Genomic DNA, 22,196 nt, shown 5'->3' on the forward strand with positions numbered 1-22,196 from the left:
AATATTCGTAAAGCACTATAACAATTGCTATGTTCAGCATCGCTGTAAATGAATTATATAAAACCTACAAAGGTGCACTGGGCCCTACTTTGCAAGGACTCTCCTTCGCATTTCCGGAAGGGAAAATAGCCGGCTTGCTGGGACCTAACGGCGCCGGTAAGACCACTACCATTTCCATTTTATGCGGACTGGTAAGAGGCGACAACGGTGAAGTAATGATTCACGGTAAAAAACAGGACGCCGCCAACCGGGAAACAATCAAACAAATCATTGGTATTGTTCCTCAGCAGATAGCCCTGTATCCACAGTTATCAGCGGTAGAAAACCTGACCTATTTTGGTAACCTGTATGGCTTTAAAGGGAAACCCCTTTTACAGAAAATCATGCATTACCTGGAATTATTCGGACTCGAAAAGAGTGCCCATAAAGAAATTCATAAATACTCCGGTGGTATGAAACGGCGGGCTAATATCATTGCAGCCATCCTGCATGATCCTCGTTTGCTGATACTGGATGAACCTACTGCCGGTGTAGATGTACAATCACGTAGCATGATCCTGCAATTCCTGCGCGAATATAACCGGCAGGGTGCCAGTATCCTGTATACTTCCCATCTGCTGGAAGAAGCACAATCTCTGTGTGAAGAAGTGGTGATTATGGATGAAGGTAAAATGATAGTACAGGGAAATCCGCTGCGGCTGATTGCCGAACATCCGCATTGCCGCAACCTGGAAGATGTATTTCTGCATTTTACCGGACAGGCGTTAAGAGACTGACAACTAACTGTTCCTGGTCCTATCATGTGACCGGAATTTTTTAATGATATATTAAATGCTACCGGCTACCCGCCTATTGCTATGTTAAGATTACTGGCCACCATAAGAAAAGAATGGCAACTGCTGTTAAGAGATAAAACAGGTTTATTACTCCTGTTTGTCATGCCGGTGGTGTTGATTACGGTAATGGCCCTGATACAGGATGCGCCTTTTAAGGACTTCCAGGATGTTAAATTCGATATTCTCACAGTCGACAATGACCATGGCCGCCTGGGGCGTCAGATAAAAGAAGGGTTGGCTACCGGTGGTCAGTTCAACATTATTGATTCCCTGAATGGCCAACCGGTGACAGCTGCGGCTGCGCGGGAGCTGGTGAACAATGGCACGTATAAAATCAGCATCATTGTACCTGCCGGCGCAACGGCGGCTATTGTCAGCAATGCTAACCGTATTGTGAATGATATTACACACCGGATGGGCATGTCAGTATCCTTGCCGGTAAAGCTGAAAGCGGATAGCCTGAATGTCATTATCTATTTTGATCCGGCTGCCAAGAAAGCGTTCAAAGGCGCCGTACATCAGGCGCTGGATAATTTTCTTACCCAGGTAGAAACGGAGATGTTGCTGGACCGCATCCGGCAGCAATTACGACAGAAAGATGCACCGGCTGCCACTACAGATACCTTACCTATCCGCCTGCAGGCAGTAGGCCTGGAAGAACATGCCACCGGCACCGGTAAACAGCTGGATGTTATTTCCAATTCTGTTCAACATAATGTACCAGCCTGGAGCATCTTCGCTATGTTTTTTATCGTGATTCCCATTGCCGGTAATATGATCCGGGAAAGGGAAGATGGCAGCCTGTTGCGGATGAAACTGATACCAGGTTCCTACCTGGCTATTCTGACGGGTAAGATGTTGTTTTTCGTGGGCATATGTGTGCTGCAGTTTTACCTGATGATGTTGGTGGGTATTTATGTGATGCCCTGGCTGCACCTGCCGCAACTGGCCATGGGGCAACATCCGGATGCTACCTTCCTGGTGGCTGCAGGTATCGGGTTGGCGGCAACTGCCTATGGTATCCTGATTGGTACGATTTTTAAAACACCTAACCAGGCGTTGAACTTTGGCGCCATCTCTATCGTGATCCTTTCTGCTATTGGTGGTATCTGGATTCCGTTGGAAGTTATGCCGGGTAATATGCAGGTCATCGGACATCTGTCGCCGCTCAGCTGGGGACTGGATGCCATCAATGATATTTATCTCCGGAACGGAGATATCAGCTACGTGTGGAAGAATGTGCTGCGTTTGACCGGCACTGGTATGTGTATGCTGGCGATAGCGGGCTGGGTAGAAAAAAGAAGAATGAACTGATAAATATTTTCAAAACAATTGTAAAACTGTATTTTTACTCCCCACAGGGATATTCACTGTTGCGAGTTACAGGGTGATAAACCTACAACATTATGGAAGAATTAAAAAAGAAACTGAAAGAGCAGATCATCGAATCTTTGAATCTGCAGGATACCAAACCCGAAGATATTGATGACAATGCGCCTTTATTTGGAGAAGGACTTGGACTCGATAGTATTGATTCCCTGGAACTGATGGTGTTACTGGAAAGACAATACCATATCAAGGTAGAAGATCCACGTGAAGGACGTAAAATCCTGCAGTCTGTTCAGTCAATGGCTGCATTTATCCAATCAAAACAACCAGCGTAAGTAAACAGGCTACATGTCGGAAAGAGTGTTCATAACAGGGATAGGAATGATTACCGCTATCGGTGATAATGTAGCCGGAAATTTGCAGAACCTGCGGTTGCAGCGAAGTGGGCTGGGTTATTCCAGTTATATTGATACGATCTACAAATCGGTATTGCCGGTGGCAGAAGTGAAACAGGATAATGCGTCGCTGTTTGCCATGGCCGGTATCCCGGAAACAGGCGGATATACCCGTACCACGCTGCTGGGAATGGTAGCCATGCGGGAAGCCCTGCAACATGCAGGCATCACGGATGTACAGTCTGCGCCTACTGGTTTTGTGAATGCCAGTACCGTAGGCGGCATGTGTGATACGGAGAAATGGTATTTTGATATTATCAATCCCGAAAAAGAAGGTGATTTTATTCAATACATAGATACCCTGGATTGCGCAGACTGTACACAACGTATAGCCGATATCGTAGGATTCAGTGAGCATATTGCCACGATCAGCACTGCCTGTTCTTCTTCCGCAAATGCATTGATGTTTGGTGCACGTATGATCAAACAGGGGCTGCTGCCCCGGATGGTATGCGGTGGTACCGAAGCGCTCACCCGCTTTACACTCAATGGTTTCAACTCGCTAAAAAACATAGACAAACAATTCTGTCGTCCGTTTGATCAGCAAAGAACAGGATTAAACCTGGGCGAAGGAGCGGCTTACCTGGTACTGGAAGGAGAAACCTTTGCCCGTGCCAACAACAGCCGTATTCTGGGAGAACTGAGCGGTTACTGTAATACCAACGAAGCATTTCATCCCACCTCTCCCTCTCCGGATGGAGATGGCGCTTATGAAGCCATGAAAACGGCGCTGGCCATGAGTGGCAGAACACTGGACGAAGTACAATACATCAATGTACATGGCACCGCTACCCTGAACAATGACGTGTCGGAAGGCAAGGCACTGGAACGTTTATTCGGAACGGAAGTTCCCTTGTTCAGTTCCACCAAACCTTTTACCGGCCACACCCTGGCAGCTGCCGGTGCTATTGAAGCCATCTATTCCCTGCTGGCTATACAACACAACCTGGTATTCCCGAACCTCCATTTCTCCGAAAGAATGGAAGAATTGTCCATCACACCTGTCACGGAACTAATGGAAGGGCAATCTGTTAATAATGTTATTTCAAACTCATTTGGATTTGGGGGCAACAATGCTTCCCTGGTGATCAGCAAATATGAAGGGTAAGTGTTACATACAAGGAATGGCGGCTATTTCCCCGCAGGATACTTTTGACGGGAACATTTTTTCAGCGCCGCTGGTGCATACAAACAGTAACCGGTTTAGCTGTGTTGAACCAGACTATAAGCCGTTTATACCGGCCAATAGCCTGCGTCGCATGACCAGGGTCCTGAAAATAGGACTCACCACGGCACTCAAATGCATACAGGAAAGTGGTATCACTACGCCAGGACCGATTGTAACCGGTACCGGTAAAGGTAGCCTGCAGGACACCGAACGGTTTATCCGGGAAATTGTACAGTATGAAGAAACCGCCCTGAATCCGACTCCTTTTATACAATCTACCTACAATTCTGTCAACGGGCTGATAGCCTTGCAACAGAAGTGTACCGCCTATAACAACACCTTTGTACATCGTGGTTTTTCTTTCGAAAATGCATTACTGGACAGCATGTTGCTGATTCAGGAGGGAGCTGCACATACGCTTACCGGTGCTTTCGAAGAAATTACTGCGGAACATTTTTATATCAAAAGCAGAATTGGTTGCTGGAAACAGGAACCAGTAGACAGCCGGGAACTGTATACCCATTTATCTCCCGGTACCATAGCCGGTGAAGGCGCTGTATTTTTTACCCTAACGGGAACGCCTACCCCACAAAGTTATGCCGCTATCTCCGGATTCAGGATGTTGTACAAACCAACTACAGATAAGCTGGCGGCAGCATTGCAGGCCTTTGCGCCTGAAGCAGACCTGATTATTACCGGTTGCAATGGCGACAGCAATCATGCACATTTTTATGAAACCCTGGATCGCTCTTTCCCGGGTATTCCCCAGTTACCTTTCAAACATCTTTGCGGAGAGTATGATACCGCGGGTGCCTTCGGACTGTGGCTGGCAGCGCATATCATCAAAGACCAGCAGGTGCCGCAGCAGTGGTATCCCACTTTACCGCCGCTTCCTGCCGGTATCAACAAAGTATTATTCTATAATCATTTCTACGGAGAACAACATGTGATGATCCTCCTGGAAAGGGTGTCCTGAAATTTTGCTATCATCATCTGACCCGGTACACCGGGTAACGCAGGTATTCCGGCTCTGCGTAGGGCGAGTGTTTGTACACAAACGCCAGCTGGGCTGCTGCATGGTTGTTGAATGCAGTATCGGTGGCTTTTTTCTTCGCCAGTAAGGCTTGCAGTTCCGGATGTTCTTTCAGATAGGCAGCACCGGTATCTTCAAAAACATAGGAAGAATAACCTTCTTTTTGTCCCAATATCGCATCAAAGAAATTCCAGGCGAAGTAGGAGTCACCTGCGGTAGGTTCCAGTGTTTCGATGAGGTAACGGTTTGCCGGCTGATTCATCGGGATGTAATAGTCTCCTTTGCGGAACCGGATAGAATCGTTGCTGCTGCTTACCTGGATATCGGTGTGCAGGTAATGTTTTTCGAAAGGTTTGGCAGCCGATTTATAATCCGTGATGTGATATACTTCCACGTAGATGGTGGTATCCTTTTGCAGGGGCCGCATTTGCACCTTATTATTTTTCAGCAGGTCGATGACTGCCCACCATCCCTGCGGGATGATGTAGGCCGCTGGCTTTTCCACAAAGCGGGTAGCAGTTGCCTGGTTGTAGAATTTAACTTTCCGCTCGTAGGGTTTGCTCCGGTCGTAATACAGGCGGGGCAGGCCGGAGATGGCGCTGGGCTTGTAACCGGAGGTAAATCCTTTGAAGTTGATCAGGCTGTATGCTTGCTGATTGGTTTCCCAGGCCAGGGGAAAACGTTGCTGGCTGATGGAGGCAGCTTTGGTTTGTGCACGCAGTTCCCGGATGGTTTCACTGTGGGTGCTGGTAAACTGTATAAAACATTCCATCAGGGCGTAGGTGGCTTTTACACGATCCGGATAGGGTTTCAGCATATGGGTTTCGGGTACAAAACCGAAAGTATGGAACAACGTCGTGTAGCCGGTAGAATAACGGGGTACGTCCGTAAATTCCACCCAGCCGCTGTCGGGCGTTTCTCCGAAATGATTCACATAGGGTACGAGGTCGTATCCTTTTGTTTTCATGAGACTGTACAGGCCGGGTTCAAATGTTTCATGCAGGAAAGTGCCCATGGGGCCACCCAGTTTGTTATGCTGGGTAGTAAGCAGGGTCATGATATGCTGGTAGTCGGCGCCATTGCTTACATGGTTATCCACAAATACGTCGGGGTCTGTCAGCTGGTAGATTTGCTGGAAGGCACGGGCATTTTTGGAATCTGCTTTTATAAAGTCGCGGTTGAGGTCGAGGTTTTGGGCATTGCCTCTGAAGCCGAAGGCATCCGGTCCGTTCTGGTCTACGCGGTACCAGGGGGAGCGGTTGAGCATACCGCCGATATTATACACGGGTATAACAGCGAGTATGATGTTGTCGGGAATGCGTGTTTTACCTGTGGCCAGGTCGCGGAGCAGCATCATGGAAGCATCAATGCCATCGGGTTCGCCGGGATGTATACCGTTATTGATGAGGATGATGCGTTTATTTTTTTTACGGAGACTGTTGAAGTCGAAGTCTTTTTGCGGGGAATAGGTGACCAGGTGCAAGGGAAAACCGGCGTCGGTGGTACCGATGGTACGAAGGTTTATTTGCGGGAAGCGTTTGCTGAGTTGCTGATAGTATTGAATAACTTCCGGGTAGGTGGCGGTTTGTTGGCCGGCCGTTTTTTCATAACGGGTAGAAAGATCCTGAGCCTGTGTGGATAGGGTGTACAGGCATAGGAGGGCAGCAAATAGTTTTCTCATATAAAAAAATCAAATATGAAAGTAAGTAAAAAAACAAAAAGCCCTTCCCTTGAGAGGAAGAGCTGTAAATATTGTTACTGAAGCAATTACGCCAGTTTAGCTACTTTCAGAGCCAGCTTACTTTTCAGGTTAGCTGCTTTGTTTTTGTGGATAACGTTACGTTTAGCCAGCTTGTCAATCATAGAGGCTACATCTGATAAATCTTTCTCCGCTGCCGCTTTGTCAGTTAATGCTTTCAAATCACGGATGGCATTACGGGTAGTTTTACCGTAGTAACGGTTACGTTCATTACGCTTTTTGCTTTGACGTACGTCTTTTTTCGTTGCTTTATGGTTTGCCATTTTTCAAATTTCAAGTTTCGGACGGCAAAGGTAACTATATATTTTTAACAAAACAAACTTAATGTCTGTTTTCGTCCGAAGTGCAAATATAAGCAGCTTTATGGATACAAAAACACTTGATTATTTCTGATTTTTTCCATGTTCTGTATCGAAAAACGTGCGATATTTGCAATCCCATATATTAATATATTGGGACCAACAGAAAAGTATTTGAACTGAAGATCAGCAAAACTCGTTGTAAATGAAGGACTTCTCATTCGTCACCAACTCACATCCTGCTTACATTGAATCGTTATATCAGGATTTCCGCAAAGATCCCAATTCCGTAGACCCCGACTGGGTAAAATTTTTCGAAGGATTTGATTTTGCAGTATCAAACGTCAATGGTAAAGCGCCGGGCGCCGCACCAGCAGCAGGAGGCAGCACATCGTTGCCGGTGACAGACGATCAGCTGGCTAAAGAGCTTGGCGCATACCGTCTCATCCAGGCGTATCGCAAGAAAGGCCATCTGGTTGCTAAAACCAATCCTATTCGTGAAAGAAAAGACAGAGGTGCCAGGCTGGATCTTGCCAGCTATGGACTGAGTGACGCAGATCTGAAAACTGAATTTTATGCCGGTACCACCATCGGAATTGGCAAAACAACATTGGAAAATATTGTTGCCCGTCTGCAACAGGTGTATACCGGTTCAGTAGGTATTCAATACACGTATATTAATGACCGCGACAAATCCAAATGGCTGGAACGGGAATTCGAAGCCCTGATGACTCAGCCGCTGTCGCTGGAACAACGCCGCCGCATTCTGCAAAAGCTGAATCAGGGTGTTATCTTCGAAAAATTCCTGCACACCAAATATATCGGTCAGAAACGTTTTGGTCTGGAAGGTGGTGAATCCACTATTCCTGCACTGGATGCCATGATCAATGTAGCCGCCGAATACGGCGTACAGGAATCTGTAATCGGTATGGCACACCGTGGCCGTCTGAGCGTACTGGCCAACATCCTGGGTAAAACCTACGAACAGATCTTCAACGAATTTGAAGGACTGGCCATTCCGGATATGACCATGGGTAGCGGTGACGTGAAATACCACCTGGGCTTCCGCTCACAGGTGACCACGCCTTCCGGTAAAGCCGTAAACCTGCAACTGATGCCTAACCCTTCCCACCTGGAAGTGGTAGATCCTATTGTAATAGGATTTGCACGCAGTAAAGCAGATGTGATCTATGACAGCGATTATGATAAAATATTGCCAATCCTCATTCACGGTGATGCTGCCGTAGCCGGTCAGGGCATTGTGTATGAAGTGGAGCAGATGAGTAAACTGAAAGGTTATTACACAGGTGGTACCATCCACTTTGTGATCAATAACCAGATCGGTTTTACTACCGATTTTGATGATGCCCGTTCTTCCGACTACTGTACCAGCGTAGCTTCTATTGTGCAGGCGCCGGTATTCCACGTAAACGGAGACGATGCGGAAGCAGTAGTGAAAGTAGCCCAGCTGGCTGCCCGCTACCGCCAGGAATTCAATGAAGACATCTTCATTGACATGGTTTGCTACCGTAAACATGGCCACAACGAAGGTGATGAACCTAAGTTCACACAGCCTAGTCTGTATGCGCTGATTGATAAACATGCCAATCCGCGTGAAGTATATACCCAATACCTGCTGAAGAACGGTGAGTCGGACGCACAGGCATTGGCTAAAGAAATGGAGAAAGGATTCTGGGATGAATTACAGGCCCGCCTGGATGAAGTAAAACAACATCCGCTGCCTTATGCCAACCAGAAACCGGAAGAGTGGTGGCAGGCTTTACGTAAAGCCACGCCACAGGATTTCGAATCTTCTCCGGCAACAGCTATTTCAACAGAAGACTTCAAACGCCTGTTTGATGGCCTGATGAAATGGCCGGAAACCTTTGTTCCTCTGCGTAAGGTGAGCAAACTGCTGCAGGATAAAATTAAACTGTATCAGGAAGAAGGTAAAGTAGACTGGGCTACCGGTGAATTGCTGGCCTATGCCAGTCTGCTGATTGAAGGAAAGGATGTACGTATGAGCGGTGAAGACGTAAAACGTGGTACTTTCTCTCACCGTCATGCGGTATTATTTGATGAGAATACCAACGAAACCTATAACCGCCTCAGTCATCTGCAGGATAAACAAGGTAAGTTCAGGATTTATAACTCTTTGCTGAGTGAATATGGTGTACTGGGATTTGAATATGGTTATGCCATGGCCAATCCTAATACCCTGGTATTATGGGAAGCACAGTATGGCGACTTCGTAAACGGTGCGCAAACTGTGATTGACCAGTATATCACCAGTGCAGAACAGAAATGGACTACACAGAATGGTCTGGTAATGTTACTGCCACATGGTTATGAAGGTGGTGGACCAGATCACTCCAATGCCCGTCCGGAGCGTTTCCTGCAGCAATGTGCGGAAGAGAATGTGGTGATCACCAATATTACTACTGCGGCTAACTTCTTCCACGCGCTGCGTCGTCAGCTGACCTGGCAGTTCCGTAAACCGCTGATCAACTTCTCGCCTAAAGCGAACCTGCGTCACGTAGGTGCTTATTCTGCCATGGAAGAATTTACCCAGGGTGGATTTAAGGAAGTACTGGATGATCCGTTCATCGAAGATGCTTCCCTGGTGAAAAAAGTACTGCTGTGTACCGGTAAAATGTACTTTGACCTCAGCGATAAACAGGCGAAAGATGACCGTAAGGATGTAGCCATTGTAAGACTGGAACAACTGTATCCGCTGCCACTGAAACAGCTGGATGCGATTGCGCAGAAATATAAAGGTGCTACCTTCTTCTGGGTACAGGAAGAGCCGCTGAACATGGGTGCAGCAGCATTCCTGCAAATGAATCTGAAGCAGATCAACTATGGTGTTATCAGCCGTAATCCAAGTGCTTCCACTGCGACCGGTTATTCCAAAGTGCATGCCCGCGAACAGCAGCAGATCATTGATACTGCCTTTAACATCTAGTAGAAAGAATTGCAAACTATAAACTGAAAATAATTGTTGTTAGTGAGCAGCTATATATAAACAGCTTTTCACTGACAACAATCACCATCAACTGATATAATATGGTTATCGAAATCAAAGTCCCTACGGTAGGAGAATCTATTAGCGAGGTAACAATTGCGAAGTGGTTGAAAAAAGACGGAGATTATGTGCAACAGGATGAAGTGCTGTGTGAAATGGAATCTGAGAAAGCTACTTTCGAACTGAATGCAGAAAAAGCAGGTATCCTGAAAATAGCCCCGGCCTCACAGGAAGGAGCTACTTTGAAAATCGGAGACGTAGCTTGTACAATTGATACCGATGCAGCTGCGCCGGCTTCTGCTGAAGCGCCCGCCGCACCGGCTGCCAACGCTGCTCCTGCTGCTGAACCTGCACCTGCCGCCGCACCGGCTGCACCTGCGGTGAACAAAGGGACCATTGAAATGAAAGTACCTACAGTAGGAGAGTCGATCAGCGAAGTAACATTGGTGAAATGGATCCGGAAAGATGGTGATTACGTAGAAAGGGACGAAGTGGTATGTGAACTGGAATCAGAGAAAGCTACCTTCGAACTGAATGCGGAAGAAGCAGGCGCCCTGATCACTGTTGCCAAAGAAGGAGATACTTTAAAAATAGGCGATGTTGCCTGTAAAATAGATACCAGCGCTGCCCGCCCTGCAGGTAAAACTGCACCGGCTGCCGCTCCTGCTGCACAGCCTGCAGCAGCTGCACCACAACCGAAGCAAGCACCGGTAACCAGCATCCCGAACGATGTGAAAACAACGCCGGTAGCTGCTGCCGTGATTGCAGACAAACATGTGGATGCGACCAGTATCAAAGGTTCCGGCGCCCACGGCAAAATCCTGAAAGATGATGTATATGCTGCCCTGCAAAATCCAGGTGTAGCTATCGGTCAGGAACTGTTCACCCGTCAGGAACGCCGCGAAAAAATGAGCAACCTGCGTAAAACGGTGTCCCGTCGCCTGGTAGAAGCGAAGAATACGACCGCTATGCTGACTACCTTCAATGAGGTAGACATGACCAACATCATGGCACTGCGCGCGAAATACAAAGAAGTATTCAAAAAACAACACGAGGTAAACCTGGGCTTCATGAGCTTCTTTACCAAAGCAGCTTGCTTTGCCTTACAGGAATTCCCGTCTGTGAATGCATACATCGATGGTGAAGAACTGGTATACCACGACTTCTGTGATATCTCCATCGCCGTATCTGCTCCGAAAGGATTGGTGGTACCGGTGATCCGTAATGCAGAAAGCCTGGATATGGCCGGTATTGAGAAAAAAGTAGTGGAACTGGCTACCAAAGCGCGCGACAACAAATTGACCGTGCCTGAAATGACCGGTGGTACCTTCACCATCACCAACGGTGGTGTGTTTGGTTCCTTAATGAGCACGCCTATCATCAATATTCCGCAGTCAGCTATCCTGGGTATGCACAAAATTCAGGAGCGTCCGATGGCTATCGACGGACAGGTAGTGATCCGTCCGATGATGTACCTGGCGCTGAGTTACGACCACCGTATCATCGATGGCCGTGAATCAGTAAGCTTCCTGGTAAGGGTAAAAGAAATGCTGGAAAATCCTGAGCAGTTACTGTTCGGTAAAGATCCGCTGAAAGCATTGCTGAAACTCTAATCGTTTATAACAACAGTTATTTACTATAACAGGCCCCGCATTCAATGAATGCGGGGCTTTTTGCTCTATACCATCAATAGGTAAAGGTTTTATACAATTTAGGCGTACCGTTGACCAGCTCATAGGCTTTTATTACTCTGCCCCACTGATCTTTTTCATACGAATAGTTGGTGACTGTCACATCAGGCCTTGAAAGCCGCTGCCGGCTGACCGACAGAGGTAGATGTTTATTGGCGTCTCCTGGTTGCAGATCACTGAGAATATTTATGCCGTTGGTCCGGTATTCAAAGAAACGGGCATCCCGGAAGATGCGGTAGTCGGGGTTTACAATGGCAGACCGGGTATAGGTGTACTTTGTTTCATCCGGCCAGTCTTGATAAGATCCCACAATGATACTGTCTGCATCGTCGCGGTGTTGCGGATTCAGATAGTAGCTGCAGTCCTGATAGAATGGCGTATGACTGGTGGAGAAGATATCTGCCAGCCGGTCCCGCCTGTACTCCCGGTAGTAGAAAGTGTTATTACTGACTGTAACAGGAAAAAGTTCACTGGAGAAGTAACGCAGGGTATCCTGCCAGTAGGTGTACGAGACATATGCAGGACCTGGGTGCACATCTACCGTCAGCCATTGCAGGAAATTTTTGGCATCATAATTCATGGTCATCGTACGCCAAAACCCATGTACGCCATCGTTGAAGCCGATTTCTATCAGGGTGTCTACCAGGTGCTGCTGATTATAGGTGTAGTGTCGTTCCCGGATTATTTTCCCTGACTGGAGATCATAGGTTGTTACCTTTTTCACCAGTCCGTTGATAGGCGGGAAGCCGGGGTGTTTGACGCAGCCGTATAATAGCAGGAATGAGAGTGCCGTTAACAGCACTGTACGCAAGTGCGTTTTCATATTGGTATAGTTTAGGGTGGATAAATAAAACGATGTGAATATAGCAGGAGGTACTGTAATGCGGCGACATCAATATTAGCGCGTATCTTTGCGTATGACCCGTTGGGAAAATTACTTAGCATCTGCAGCAAAAATTATTGATACCTATAGTGGCAGCCTGCCACTGCATCATTTCCTGAAAGCTTTTTTTAAGGAACATCCCTATATGGGAAGCCGCGACCGGCGCTGGATTTCGCAGCTGGTGTATCACTATTTCCGGTTAGGACACTGGGAACGGGGATTGCCTGTACAGGAGCGATTGTTGGCCGGCGCCTTCCTGTGTGAAAGTGTACCCAATGATTTGCTGGCCGCACTCAAGCCGGATTGGAATGAGCAGGTGCAAGCACCATTAGCAGATAAATTATTGCTGATGGGAATTACCCTGGCACCGCAAAGTATTTTTCCTTTCCTGTCTGATTTATCTGCTGGTATAGATACTAACGCTTATGCATATACGCTATTGAAGCAGCCACGTTTATTCATTCGGGTTAGAAATAATAAACTGGATAAGGTATTGCAGTTGCTGGAAAAAGCAGGCGTTGCCGGAGAGGTCTTCGCCAACAAAACAACGGTAGCATTACCGAATGGCACCAAGATAGAAACCATTGTGCCGGAGAAAAGCTGGTACGAAGTACAGGATGCTTCCAGTCAGCAAACCGGTACGTTGTTTATGCCCGGTAAACAAACGCAGTGGTGGGACTGCTGCGCAGCCAGCGGAGGTAAATCTATTCTGCTGAAAGATCAGCAGCCGGATGTACAGTTGCTGGTAACAGATGTACGCCGGTCTATACTGGAGAATCTGCAGCAACGCTTTAGTGCAGCAGGTGTCCGGCATTATGAGGCCCGCGTGGCAGATCTTACAGCGCCCAACTTTGCGGCTTCCATGAACAACCGCCAGTTTGATGGTGTTATCCTCGATGCACCGTGCAGTGGTTCCGGTACCTGGGGCCGTACACCAGAAAGCCTGGCTTTCTTTAAGCGGGAAGAAATTGATAAATACCAGTCGCTGCAAAAACGTATAGCCCATAACGTTATTCCTTTTGTGAAGAAAGGAGGTGCGTTGATTTATATTACCTGTTCTGTTTTCAAGCAGGAGAATGAGGAAGTGGTACAATATATTGAGGATAACAGTGATTTAAGGCGACAGGAAGGCGGTGTGATTGCGGGGTACGATAAGGGAGCGGATACGATGTATGCAGTAAGGCTTTCTTAATCAGTTAGTTATAATTTTGACAATAGAAATTTTGTTAAATATTTTGACAATAGAATTTTTGTCATTTACTTTGACAAAAATTCTATTGTCATGAAAAACCTCATTGGACTGCCTGCAAGGGGCGGCGATTTTTTTCAACGTAAAAGAGAAATAGAAAAAATCACCAGTTGTTTGTCTGGTGGTAACAATATCCAAATTACCGCCCCGCGGAGGGTTGGGAAAACCTCCATTTTATGGTATTTGCTGGATAATCGTATTGCCGGCCGGCATTATGTATATGTCGATACAGAGAGCGTGGCCGAAGAACCCCATTTCTATAGAAAAGTACTGGAAGCAGTTATTAACGACCCCCAGATTTCCCGGTCTGTTAAACTTAAAACCGGATTTCGGGAGAAAGCCAACCGTTTTTTCCAGCGTATTAAAAGTATTTCAGTATTGGAAACCTCCCTGGAATTTAACCAGGAAACAACCATACGTGATTATTATGATGAGTTCCATGCCTTCTTATCGGGATATGCGATTACAGAGGAAATAGAGTTGGTACTACTGATCGACGAATTTCCACAGACCATTGAAAATATGCGTAAGGTAAGCAGTGAACGGGCAGTGAACTTCCTGCAAAAGAAGCGGGCACTGAGAATAGATCCGGTTATTTCCCAAAAGATTCGTTTTATTTATACCGGCTCCATTGGTCTGAATCAGACTGTGGCTGCTATCGACGCTACTGCAATGATCAATGATCTGGCTTCTATTGAGGTAGCACCTTTATCAGAAACCGAAGCTATTGAACTTTTCCGTACACTGCTGCATGCACACCAACGTTCCATCAATTCCAGTGCAGAAGCGGCTTTTAAAACAGTATTGCAATGGTATATTCCTTTCCATATTCAATTATTGGTGCAGGAAATTATACAGTGTACCAGCGACCATGCAGAAATCACAGACATAACTATTGAAAAGGCACTAACAGAGTTATTAACTCTGCGGCATAAGAATCATTTTCAACATTATCATTCCCGGTTGAAAACACATTTTAAGGATCAGGCGTTTAAGTATGCAGATGAGTTGCTAAAAAAACTGGCTGCCACAAATTCCTTAAATAAACAGGATGCTTTTGAAATGGCGGTGAGGCATCAGCAGGAAGAGCATTATAAAATGATCATTGAAGACCTGATGCATGATGGTTACATTCATTTTAATACAACAACTAGAGTTTATCTCTTTAACTCACCTATCCTGAAAAGATGGTGGGAGTTATTTATTTGTTAGTTATGAGCTTACTATTGTATAATCCAGACAGAAAAAACAAACATGATTTTATTGCCGAATTTGTGATCCGTACGCGGATATTTGAGGAAATATTTGCCGATATCCGTTCCGGTAAAATGGCTACGCCGGAACAACATTACTTGTTACTGGGGCAACGGGGAGCTGGTAAAACAACCTTGTTGCTCCGGTTGAAATATGCGATAGAAGACGATGTTCAATTATCTCAGTGGTTAATACCGGTTATTTTCAGTGAAGAACAGCATAACATCGGAGAGCTGGGAAACCTATGGGAAAAGATCGCAGAATACCTGGAAGAAAACTGTGGATTTGAAGGGCTGGTCAGTGAAATGGAGCCTTATGTAAAACAGGATAACTATGAAGCGGCGGCACTCCGGGTACTATTGAAGCACCTGAACCAGCAAGAGAAGAAGCTGGTGTTATTCGTAGATAATATGGGGCAGTTACTCAGGAAATTCGGAGAGCTGGAAGTACGCCGGCTGAGGGAGGTATTGCAAACCATCCCGCATTTCAGGTTAATAGCCGGATCGCCTGTAGTGCTGGAGAGTATACTGGACTATCAGCAACCGTTGTTTGAATTTTTTAAAATGATACAGCTGAAAGATTTAACAGACGAAGAGTGCATTGTTTTGCTGCGGAAATTTGCGGTATTGTATCATCAAGAGACAACTGTAGAAAGGATCATTGCGAAAAAACCTGCCCGGATTTCCGCTTTTCGAGAATTGTCTGGTGGCGTACCTCGAACGATGTCTTTGTTGTTTAATGTGTTTGTGGATAATGCGCATGGCAACGTACTGAGCGATCTGGAAAAAGTACTGGATATGGTAACACCTTTGTACAAACACCAGATGGACGATCTACCGCCGCAGCAACAGAAAATAGTGGACGCTGTAGCGCTCCACTGGTACCCGGTTGAGGTAAAGGAGCTGACGAAAAAAGTACGCCTGGATAGTAAAGTGATTTCTGCCCAGTTACGGCAGCTGGAGAAAAATCAGGTAATTGAAAAAATAGCTACTGGTACCAAGAATCACCAGTATAGGTTACGGGAGCGTTTTTTTAATATCTGGTACCTGATGCGTTATGGCCGGAAACAAGGCCGGTACCAGATGATTTGCGTGGTAAAGTTCCTGGAAGCCTTGTGTGATACACCGGAAATTGAACGGCGGATTAGAAGTTATATAAAGGAAGTAAATAACAATGGGCTGGATACCCATATTATGGAAATATTTGGGCTGGCGTATACTTTTTTTGAGCAGATAGATCCCGAAGTAAAGATGTTGCTGAAGGAGAATACACCACCTTACATAGCAGACAATGTTACGTTTACGGACCAGGAGTTTAATAGACTATTAAAGAACGCATGCAAGAAAAAAGAGTATATAAAATTTATTAAGCTCTCGATCAATAGAGAGCTTACAACGGCAGAACAAAAAGACCAGTACCTAGATATTTTCGAGCAATTGACATTCGACTGTTTGTCGGGGATCGGGAAGGCGGCGCGTACAGTTTTTGAGGATAAAACACTTCAACGGAATCAACAGGCACATAATTATTTTGTATTCTCTTTTGTGATTAACTGGGCATACAAAACAATATACATGCTGGTTACAGAGAAAAACGATACGGCTTTATTGGCATTAGTAAAGAATATAACGAATGAAAAGGTGATACAACACGTAACATTTTCTTCCCTAAATGAAATTCAACTTTACATGATAATCATTTATACGTTTATTGCTGGGGAGTATTATGAATTTGCCAGGAAAGTAGCTGCGGTTTTTCCGGTATCGAAAACTGACGGTTGGGATATCGAAAAATTAATTGACTTATGTGTGAAAAAAGAAGAATCTATTCATTCGGAGGCATTCAAAGTAAATAAAGGGATTTATTCGAAAGCTGTTGATTCAGTTAATAACATTCGTGCTACGTGGGAAAAAAGTCATCAGAGTAATGAAAAAGCTTGATAGATATAAACAGCAAGGCCGGGAAATTTTCCCGGCCTTGCTGTTTATATCTAAAGGATACTACTTATAAAGTAATCTGTCCACGTTGTATAATCCCGCCACCTACTACATCATCGCCTTCATAAAATACGGCGGATTGTCCGGGGGCTATGCCTTTCACGCTTTCATAGAAGTTAACTCTCACCTTGCCGTTTTCGTTGTACAGGTTGCTGAGTGCGCCCTTGTCTTTGTAACGGATTTTGGTGATGGCTTCCATGCCTTCGGGAATGGTATCATACTTACCCATGTTGATACCGCTGACCAGCATATCGCTTTTCTGCAGTTCATCTTCATTGCCTAATACCACAGTGTTGGTTTCCGGAATGATTTCAGTTACGAATACCGGGCGGCCAAGGGCAATATCGAGGCCTTTACGCTGACCTACGGTATAGAAGGGGTAACCCTTGTGATGACCTACGATCGTGCCGTCTGCCAGTACGAAATTACCACCGTTGACCCGTTCTTCGAGGCCGTCTACCTTCCTTTTCAGGAAGCCGCGGTAGTCATTGTCGGGCACAAAGCAGATTTCATAGCTTTCTGCTTTCTTGGCGAGTTCGGGATAGCCGAAGTCGAATGCCATCTGGCGGATGGCCGTTTTGCGGTATTCTCCGAGAGGAAGGATGGTACGGGCGAGTACATCCTGCTGGATGCCCCACAGTACATAACTTTGGTCTTTGGTTTCATCGATGCCGCGGCTGATCACATAGCGATCGTTGTCGTGGCGGCGAATCTGCGCGTAGTGACCGGTGGCAATAAATTCACAATCCATGGCATCGGCCCGTTTCATCAGGGCGCGCCACTTTATATGTGTATTGCAGAGTACACACGGATTAGGTGTACGGCCTGCGATATATTCCTCCACAAAGTTATTCACAACGAAATCACCGAATTCGTCCCGGATATCCAGCACGAAGTGCGGGAAACCGTGATGCACCGCAGCTGCGCGGGCATCGTTGAAAGAATCGAGGTTACAGCAGCCGGTTTCCTTCTTGCTGGAACCAGCTGATGCATAATCCCAGGTTTTCATGGTAATACCTACCACTTCGTAACCTTGTTCATGCAACATCAGCGCTGTAACAGTACTGTCTATACCACCGCTCATGGCTACCAGCACTTTACCATGCTTGCTCATTTGAAAAAGTTTAAGGATGCAAAATTACTTAAATTCCCGCCAACCGCCATCGCTCCTTTATTGATACTAACAATGGGCGGATTGATTCTGCCTATACGGCGGTAGCATTTTACCGGATCGTGACGATTATTTCTCCAGGTATTACAAAATGTTAATTATGAATTTTATATTTATTGAAATAAGTACCCTTTGGCATAAATTAGTTGAGATGCTACCCATATTAAATAAAGAGTTTATATTAAACCAACAGGATTCCGACGTTCATGAAAACTACTTCACACTTCCTGAAAAGATCCTGCAATTCGGCACCGGCGTCCTGTTACGCGGGCTGGTAGATTATCTGGTGGATAAAGCTAACCGCCAGGGCAGGTACGAAGGCCGCATTGTAGTGGTCAAATCCACGCCAGGCGATACCCGGGAATTCGCCGCCCAGGATAATCTGTTTACCACACATATTAAAGGTATTCATCAGGGGAAACTGGTGGATAGCTCCGGGGTAAACCCTGTTATTAGTCGTGTTTTGCAATCGAATGCAGAATGGCCGGCCGTACTGGCAGCGGCTCGGCAGCCTACCGTGCAAACCATCATTTCCAATACCACGGAAGTAGGGATTCAGTATGTACCGGAGCAAATCGGTGCAACAGCCCCCGCTTCTTTCCCCGGGAAACTGCTGGCGGTATTATGGGAAAGGTATCAGCATTTGGGAGGTGCTACCGGCACCGGCTTTGTCATAGTGCCCACGGAACTGGTCACCAATAACGGCCGGTTATTGCGGGAAACCATCCTGCAGCTGGCGGCGTTTAATAAGATGGCTGCTGCCTTTATCACCTGGATACAGGAAGACAACCATTTCTGTAATTCGCTGGTAGACCGTATTGTACCGGGCAGGCCCCGTAATCTGCCGGAGATCGCGCAGAAGGTGGGCTACACGGACCAATTGTGGATAGAAGTAGAGCCATTCCTGTTATGGGCTATTGAAGGCGATGCCTACATCCGTTCGGTATTGTCTTTTTGCGAAGCAGATGACCGGATGTTGATTACGCCGGATATTACCCCCTTCCGGGAACAGAAGCTGCGTATCCTGAATGGTGGACACACCATTTCCGTACCACTGGCCTATCTGCTGGGATGCAATACGGTATATGAATGTATGCAGGACGCCTATATGGGGCGGTTTTTCCGGGAAGTGATTTTACAGGAAATATTGCCGACCATTACGGCGGCATGTCCTACCGCTGCGGCCTTTGCGCAGGATGTACTGGATCGGTTTGCCAATCCGTTTATCGCGCATCAGCTGATCAGCATCACGTTCCAGGAAAGCACAAAAATGAATGCCCGCAATGCGCGCACTTTCGTACGTTATTATGAGCAAACAGGTACCCTGCCGGCGCACATGTGCCTGGGATTTGCGGCCATGCTGCTGTTTTTACGGCCGGTACGGGAAGAAAACGGAAAGTATTACGGCCGCCGGGAAGCAGGTGAATACCTGATTACCGACGACAATGCCAGCCAGTTTGCCGCTTACTGGCAACAATATACCACCCTGCCGGCGCTGGTACAGCAGGTGTGCAGCGATGAACGCCTGTGGGAAGCCCGGCTGGCAGATATCCCCGGCTTTACCGCACAGGTGGCCACTTACCTGGAGGCCTTCATGGAAAATGGGGTGAAAGCAGTTACAGAACAATGGTATCAAACAAAATAATCATCCTATATGAAAGCATTTTTGTCGGAAGATTTTTTATTGCAAACGGAGACGGCTAAACGATTATACTTTGATTACGCACAGGCGATGCCGGTGATCGATTATCACAATCACCTGCCGCCGGATGAAATAGCACAGAATAAAACCTTTGAAAATCTCACGGCTATCTGGCTGAAAGGGGATCACTATAAATGGCGGGCGATGCGGGCCAATGGGGTGGCGGAGGAATATATTACAGGGACTGCGGATGACTACACCAAATTCCGGCATTGGGCTGCTACGGCGCCATATACCATGCGTAATCCGCTTTATCACTGGTCGCACATGGAACTGCGTAACCCCTTTGGTATACAGGCTTTACTGGATAGTACCACAGCGGAAAAAATATACCATGATTGTAATGCACAGTTGCCTCGTTTCTCTACGCAGGCGTTGCTCCTGCATTTTAAAGTCACTACGCTGTGTACCACCGATGATCCGGTGGATACGCTGGCACATCACCAGGCGATTGCCCGGCAGCCTTTCGGTACCCGGGTACTGCCCACGTTTCGTCCGGACAGGGCCATGACAGTAGATAACCCCACAGTATTCAATCAGTTTGTGGCGCAATTGGAGGCGGTTACCAACAGGGAGATACAGCGTTTCGACGATTTGCTGGAAGCATTGAAAAGCCGCCACAGCTACTTCCATGAGCAGGGTTGCCGGCTGAGTGATCATGGCCTGAATACGTTTTATTTCGCTTCTTATACACACCAGGATCTGACGGCGATTTTTGATAAGGTCCGGAGTGGCCGCGCCGCTACCAGCGATGAAAATACCCAGTTTAAAACCGCCTTGCTGCTGGCATTGGGAGAATGGAATCACGAAAGGGGCTGGGTACAACAGTTTCATGTGGGGGCTATCCGCAACAACAACAGCCGTTTGTTACAGCAGCTGGGTGCGGATGCCGGTGTAGATTCTATTGGAGACTGGAATATGGCAGTGGCGATGAGTGCTTTTTTTGATGCACTGGATAAGAAAGATAAGCTGGCGAAAACAATTGTATATAACCTGAACCCCGCCTATAATGAAGTATTTGCCACCATGGCGGGTAATTTCCAGGACGGTACCGTACCGGGGAAAATACAGTTTGGCTCCGGCTGGTGGTTCCTGGATCAGAAAGACGGCATGGAAAAACAACTGAATACGCTGAGTAACATGGGGCTGTTAAGCCGGTTTGTAGGCATGCTCACCGACTCCCGCAGCTTCCTGTCCTATTCGCGCCACGAATATTTCCGGCGTATCCTGTGTAACCTCATCGGCAACGATGTGGAAGCAGGAGAGCTGCCACAGGATATGCCATGGCTGGGAAAAATAGTACAGGATATTTGTTACTATAATGCTAAGTCGTATTTTGGATTTTAATGAAGCCTGTAAAAGTAATCACACTCGGAGAAATTTTATTGCGCCTGTCACCGGAACTGGCGCAACAGACGGCCGCCGTATACGTAGGTGGCGCGGAGGCCAATGTGGCCGCCGCATTGGCACAATGGGGAACACCCGTAGCCTATATCAGCAAAGTACCGGATAATGGTTTGTCGAAAGGCGTACTGGCACAGCTGGAACATTATGGGATGGCAACAGACCGTATGTTATGGGGTGGCGACCGTATTGGTACCTATTACCTCGCACAGGGCAGTGACCTGAAACATGCAGAGGTGGTGTACGACCGGAAGTATAGTGCTTTCAGTCAGATACAGCCGGATACGGTTGATTGGGAGGCTTTGCTGGAAGGGGCAGACTGGCTGCACTGGAGCGCCATCTCACCTGCCCTCAATCCGGAAGCAGCCATTGTATGCAAAGAAGTGCTGGAAGCGGCTACCCGAAAAGGGATGACGATTTCCACCGACCTGAACTATCGCAGTAAATTATGGCAGTATGGCAAACAACCTTTTGAGGTAATGCCCGAACTGGTACAATACTGTGATGTGGTGATGGGAAATATCTGGGCGGCACATACCATGCTGGATACACCGCTGGATACGGTAGCCCTGGAAACGGCTAGCAAAGCGGTTTTCCTGGAAGAGGCCACAAAGGTGGCAGCGGCTGTAACAGCGCAGTATCCCCGTTGTAAACGGGTGGCGTTTACCTTCCGTTTCAGTGATGCCCCTGCGCACAACCGATACTATGCCTTTTATTACCACGAAGGACAGGTCAGTGTTTCGAAGGAATATGAAACGAATGAAGTAGTAGACCGGGTAGGCAGTGGCGATTGTTTTATGGCGGGCCTGATACATGCACAGTTACAGGGAATGACCGACCGGCAGATTATTGACTTTGCAGCAGCAGCTGCGTATTCCAAATTTTTTGTGAAGGGTGATTTTAACACTACTTCCGCTAACGATATTTTAAAACTGATGTAA

General features: G+C 46.8%; 17 protein-coding genes. 13 read left to right on the top strand and 4 right to left on the bottom strand.

Annotation, left to right across the window (positions count from 1 at the left end; translation table 11 throughout):
* Window positions 1–29: 29 nt before the first annotated feature.
* From OL444_RS08065 to OL444_RS08085, 5 genes are all read left to right on the top strand, one after another.
* Complete coding sequence (locus tag OL444_RS08065; protein ID WP_264733732.1) at window positions 30–776, top strand: ABC transporter ATP-binding protein; 747 nt, start codon at window positions 30–32, stop codon at window positions 774–776.
* A gap of 81 nt (window positions 777–857) precedes the next feature.
* Window positions 858–2,150: an ABC transporter permease gene (locus OL444_RS08070; protein ID WP_264733731.1), complete on the top strand. Its 1,293-nt coding sequence runs from the start codon at window positions 858–860 to the stop codon at window positions 2,148–2,150.
* Between the two features lie 92 nt (window positions 2,151–2,242).
* Window positions 2,243–2,500 carry a phosphopantetheine-binding protein gene (locus OL444_RS08075; RefSeq protein ID WP_264733730.1) on the top strand — a complete coding sequence of 86 codons (258 nt, stop codon included), beginning with the start codon at window positions 2,243–2,245 and terminating at the stop codon, window positions 2,498–2,500.
* A gap of 13 nt (window positions 2,501–2,513) precedes the next feature.
* On the top strand, window positions 2,514–3,728 hold the full coding sequence (locus tag OL444_RS08080) for a beta-ketoacyl-[acyl-carrier-protein] synthase family protein (RefSeq protein WP_264733729.1): 1,215 nt from the start codon (window positions 2,514–2,516) through the stop codon (window positions 3,726–3,728).
* A gap of 16 nt (window positions 3,729–3,744) precedes the next feature.
* Window positions 3,745–4,764 carry a beta-ketoacyl synthase chain length factor gene (locus OL444_RS08085; RefSeq protein WP_264752013.1) on the top strand — a complete coding sequence of 340 codons (1,020 nt, stop codon included), beginning with the start codon at window positions 3,745–3,747 and terminating at the stop codon, window positions 4,762–4,764.
* A gap of 13 nt (window positions 4,765–4,777) precedes the next feature.
* On the opposite strand, the gene OL444_RS08090 is transcribed toward OL444_RS08085, so the two are convergent.
* A complete protein-coding gene (locus OL444_RS08090) occupies window positions 4,778–6,502 on the bottom strand; it encodes a M14 family metallopeptidase (protein WP_264733727.1) in 1,725 nt (574 codons plus the stop codon).
* An 86-nt stretch (window positions 6,503–6,588) separates the two neighbouring features.
* Window positions 6,589–6,843: a 30S ribosomal protein S20 gene (rpsT, locus tag OL444_RS08095; protein ID WP_264733726.1), complete on the bottom strand. Its 255-nt coding sequence runs from the start codon at window positions 6,841–6,843 to the stop codon at window positions 6,589–6,591.
* 241 nt (window positions 6,844–7,084) lie between these two features.
* On the opposite strand from rpsT, the gene OL444_RS08100 reads away from it, so the two are divergent.
* Window positions 7,085–9,844, top strand: a complete 2,760-nt coding sequence (locus OL444_RS08100; RefSeq protein ID WP_264733725.1) for a 2-oxoglutarate dehydrogenase E1 component — start codon at window positions 7,085–7,087, stop codon at window positions 9,842–9,844.
* 101 nt (window positions 9,845–9,945) lie between these two features.
* Window positions 9,946–11,517 carry a 2-oxoglutarate dehydrogenase complex dihydrolipoyllysine-residue succinyltransferase gene (odhB, locus tag OL444_RS08105; protein WP_264733724.1) on the top strand — a complete coding sequence of 524 codons (1,572 nt, stop codon included), beginning with the start codon at window positions 9,946–9,948 and terminating at the stop codon, window positions 11,515–11,517.
* Window positions 11,518–11,590: 73 nt separating this feature from the next.
* Here odhB and OL444_RS08110 read toward each other — a convergent pair whose 3' ends face one another.
* Window positions 11,591–12,418 carry a hypothetical protein gene (locus OL444_RS08110; RefSeq protein WP_264733723.1) on the bottom strand — a complete coding sequence of 276 codons (828 nt, stop codon included), beginning with the start codon at window positions 12,416–12,418 and terminating at the stop codon, window positions 11,591–11,593.
* 94 nt (window positions 12,419–12,512) lie between these two features.
* Here OL444_RS08110 and OL444_RS08115 point away from each other — a divergent pair, with 94 nt between their 5' ends.
* The 3 genes from OL444_RS08115 to OL444_RS08125 all read left to right on the top strand — a co-directional run bounded on the left by OL444_RS08115 (window position 12,513) and on the right by OL444_RS08125 (window position 16,921).
* Window positions 12,513–13,670, top strand: a complete 1,158-nt coding sequence (locus tag OL444_RS08115; RefSeq protein WP_264733722.1) for an RsmB/NOP family class I SAM-dependent RNA methyltransferase — start codon at window positions 12,513–12,515, stop codon at window positions 13,668–13,670.
* Window positions 13,671–13,760: 90 nt separating this feature from the next.
* Window positions 13,761–14,939, top strand: a complete 1,179-nt coding sequence (locus OL444_RS08120) for an ATP-binding protein (RefSeq protein WP_264733721.1) — start codon at window positions 13,761–13,763, stop codon at window positions 14,937–14,939.
* A gap of 2 nt (window positions 14,940–14,941) precedes the next feature.
* Complete coding sequence (locus OL444_RS08125) at window positions 14,942–16,921, top strand: ATP-binding protein (protein WP_264733720.1); 1,980 nt, start codon at window positions 14,942–14,944, stop codon at window positions 16,919–16,921.
* 64 nt (window positions 16,922–16,985) lie between these two features.
* Here the strand turns inward: OL444_RS08125 and mnmA are convergent, their stop codons facing one another.
* Window positions 16,986–18,092: a tRNA 2-thiouridine(34) synthase MnmA gene (gene mnmA / locus OL444_RS08130; RefSeq protein ID WP_264733719.1), complete on the bottom strand. Its 1,107-nt coding sequence runs from the start codon at window positions 18,090–18,092 to the stop codon at window positions 16,986–16,988.
* Window positions 18,093–18,300: 208 nt separating this feature from the next.
* On the opposite strand from mnmA, the gene OL444_RS08135 reads away from it, so the two are divergent.
* The 3 genes from OL444_RS08135 to OL444_RS08145 are packed head-to-tail and all read left to right on the top strand — an operon-like array spanning window position 18,301 to window position 22,196.
* Window positions 18,301–19,794 carry a tagaturonate reductase gene (locus OL444_RS08135; RefSeq protein WP_264733718.1) on the top strand — a complete coding sequence of 498 codons (1,494 nt, stop codon included), beginning with the start codon at window positions 18,301–18,303 and terminating at the stop codon, window positions 19,792–19,794.
* Window positions 19,795–19,803: 9 nt separating this feature from the next.
* Window positions 19,804–21,198, top strand: coding sequence for a glucuronate isomerase (gene uxaC, locus OL444_RS08140; protein WP_264733717.1), 1,395 nt, complete (start codon window positions 19,804–19,806; stop codon window positions 21,196–21,198).
* Entirely contained in the window at window positions 21,198–22,196 is a 999-nt protein-coding gene (locus OL444_RS08145) for a sugar kinase (RefSeq protein WP_264733716.1), read from the top strand. The genes uxaC and OL444_RS08145 overlap by 1 nt, the downstream gene beginning before the upstream one ends.

The sequence above is a fragment of the Chitinophaga nivalis genome, from assembly GCF_025989125.1.
GTDB lineage: Bacteria > Bacteroidota > Bacteroidia > Chitinophagales > Chitinophagaceae > Chitinophaga > Chitinophaga nivalis.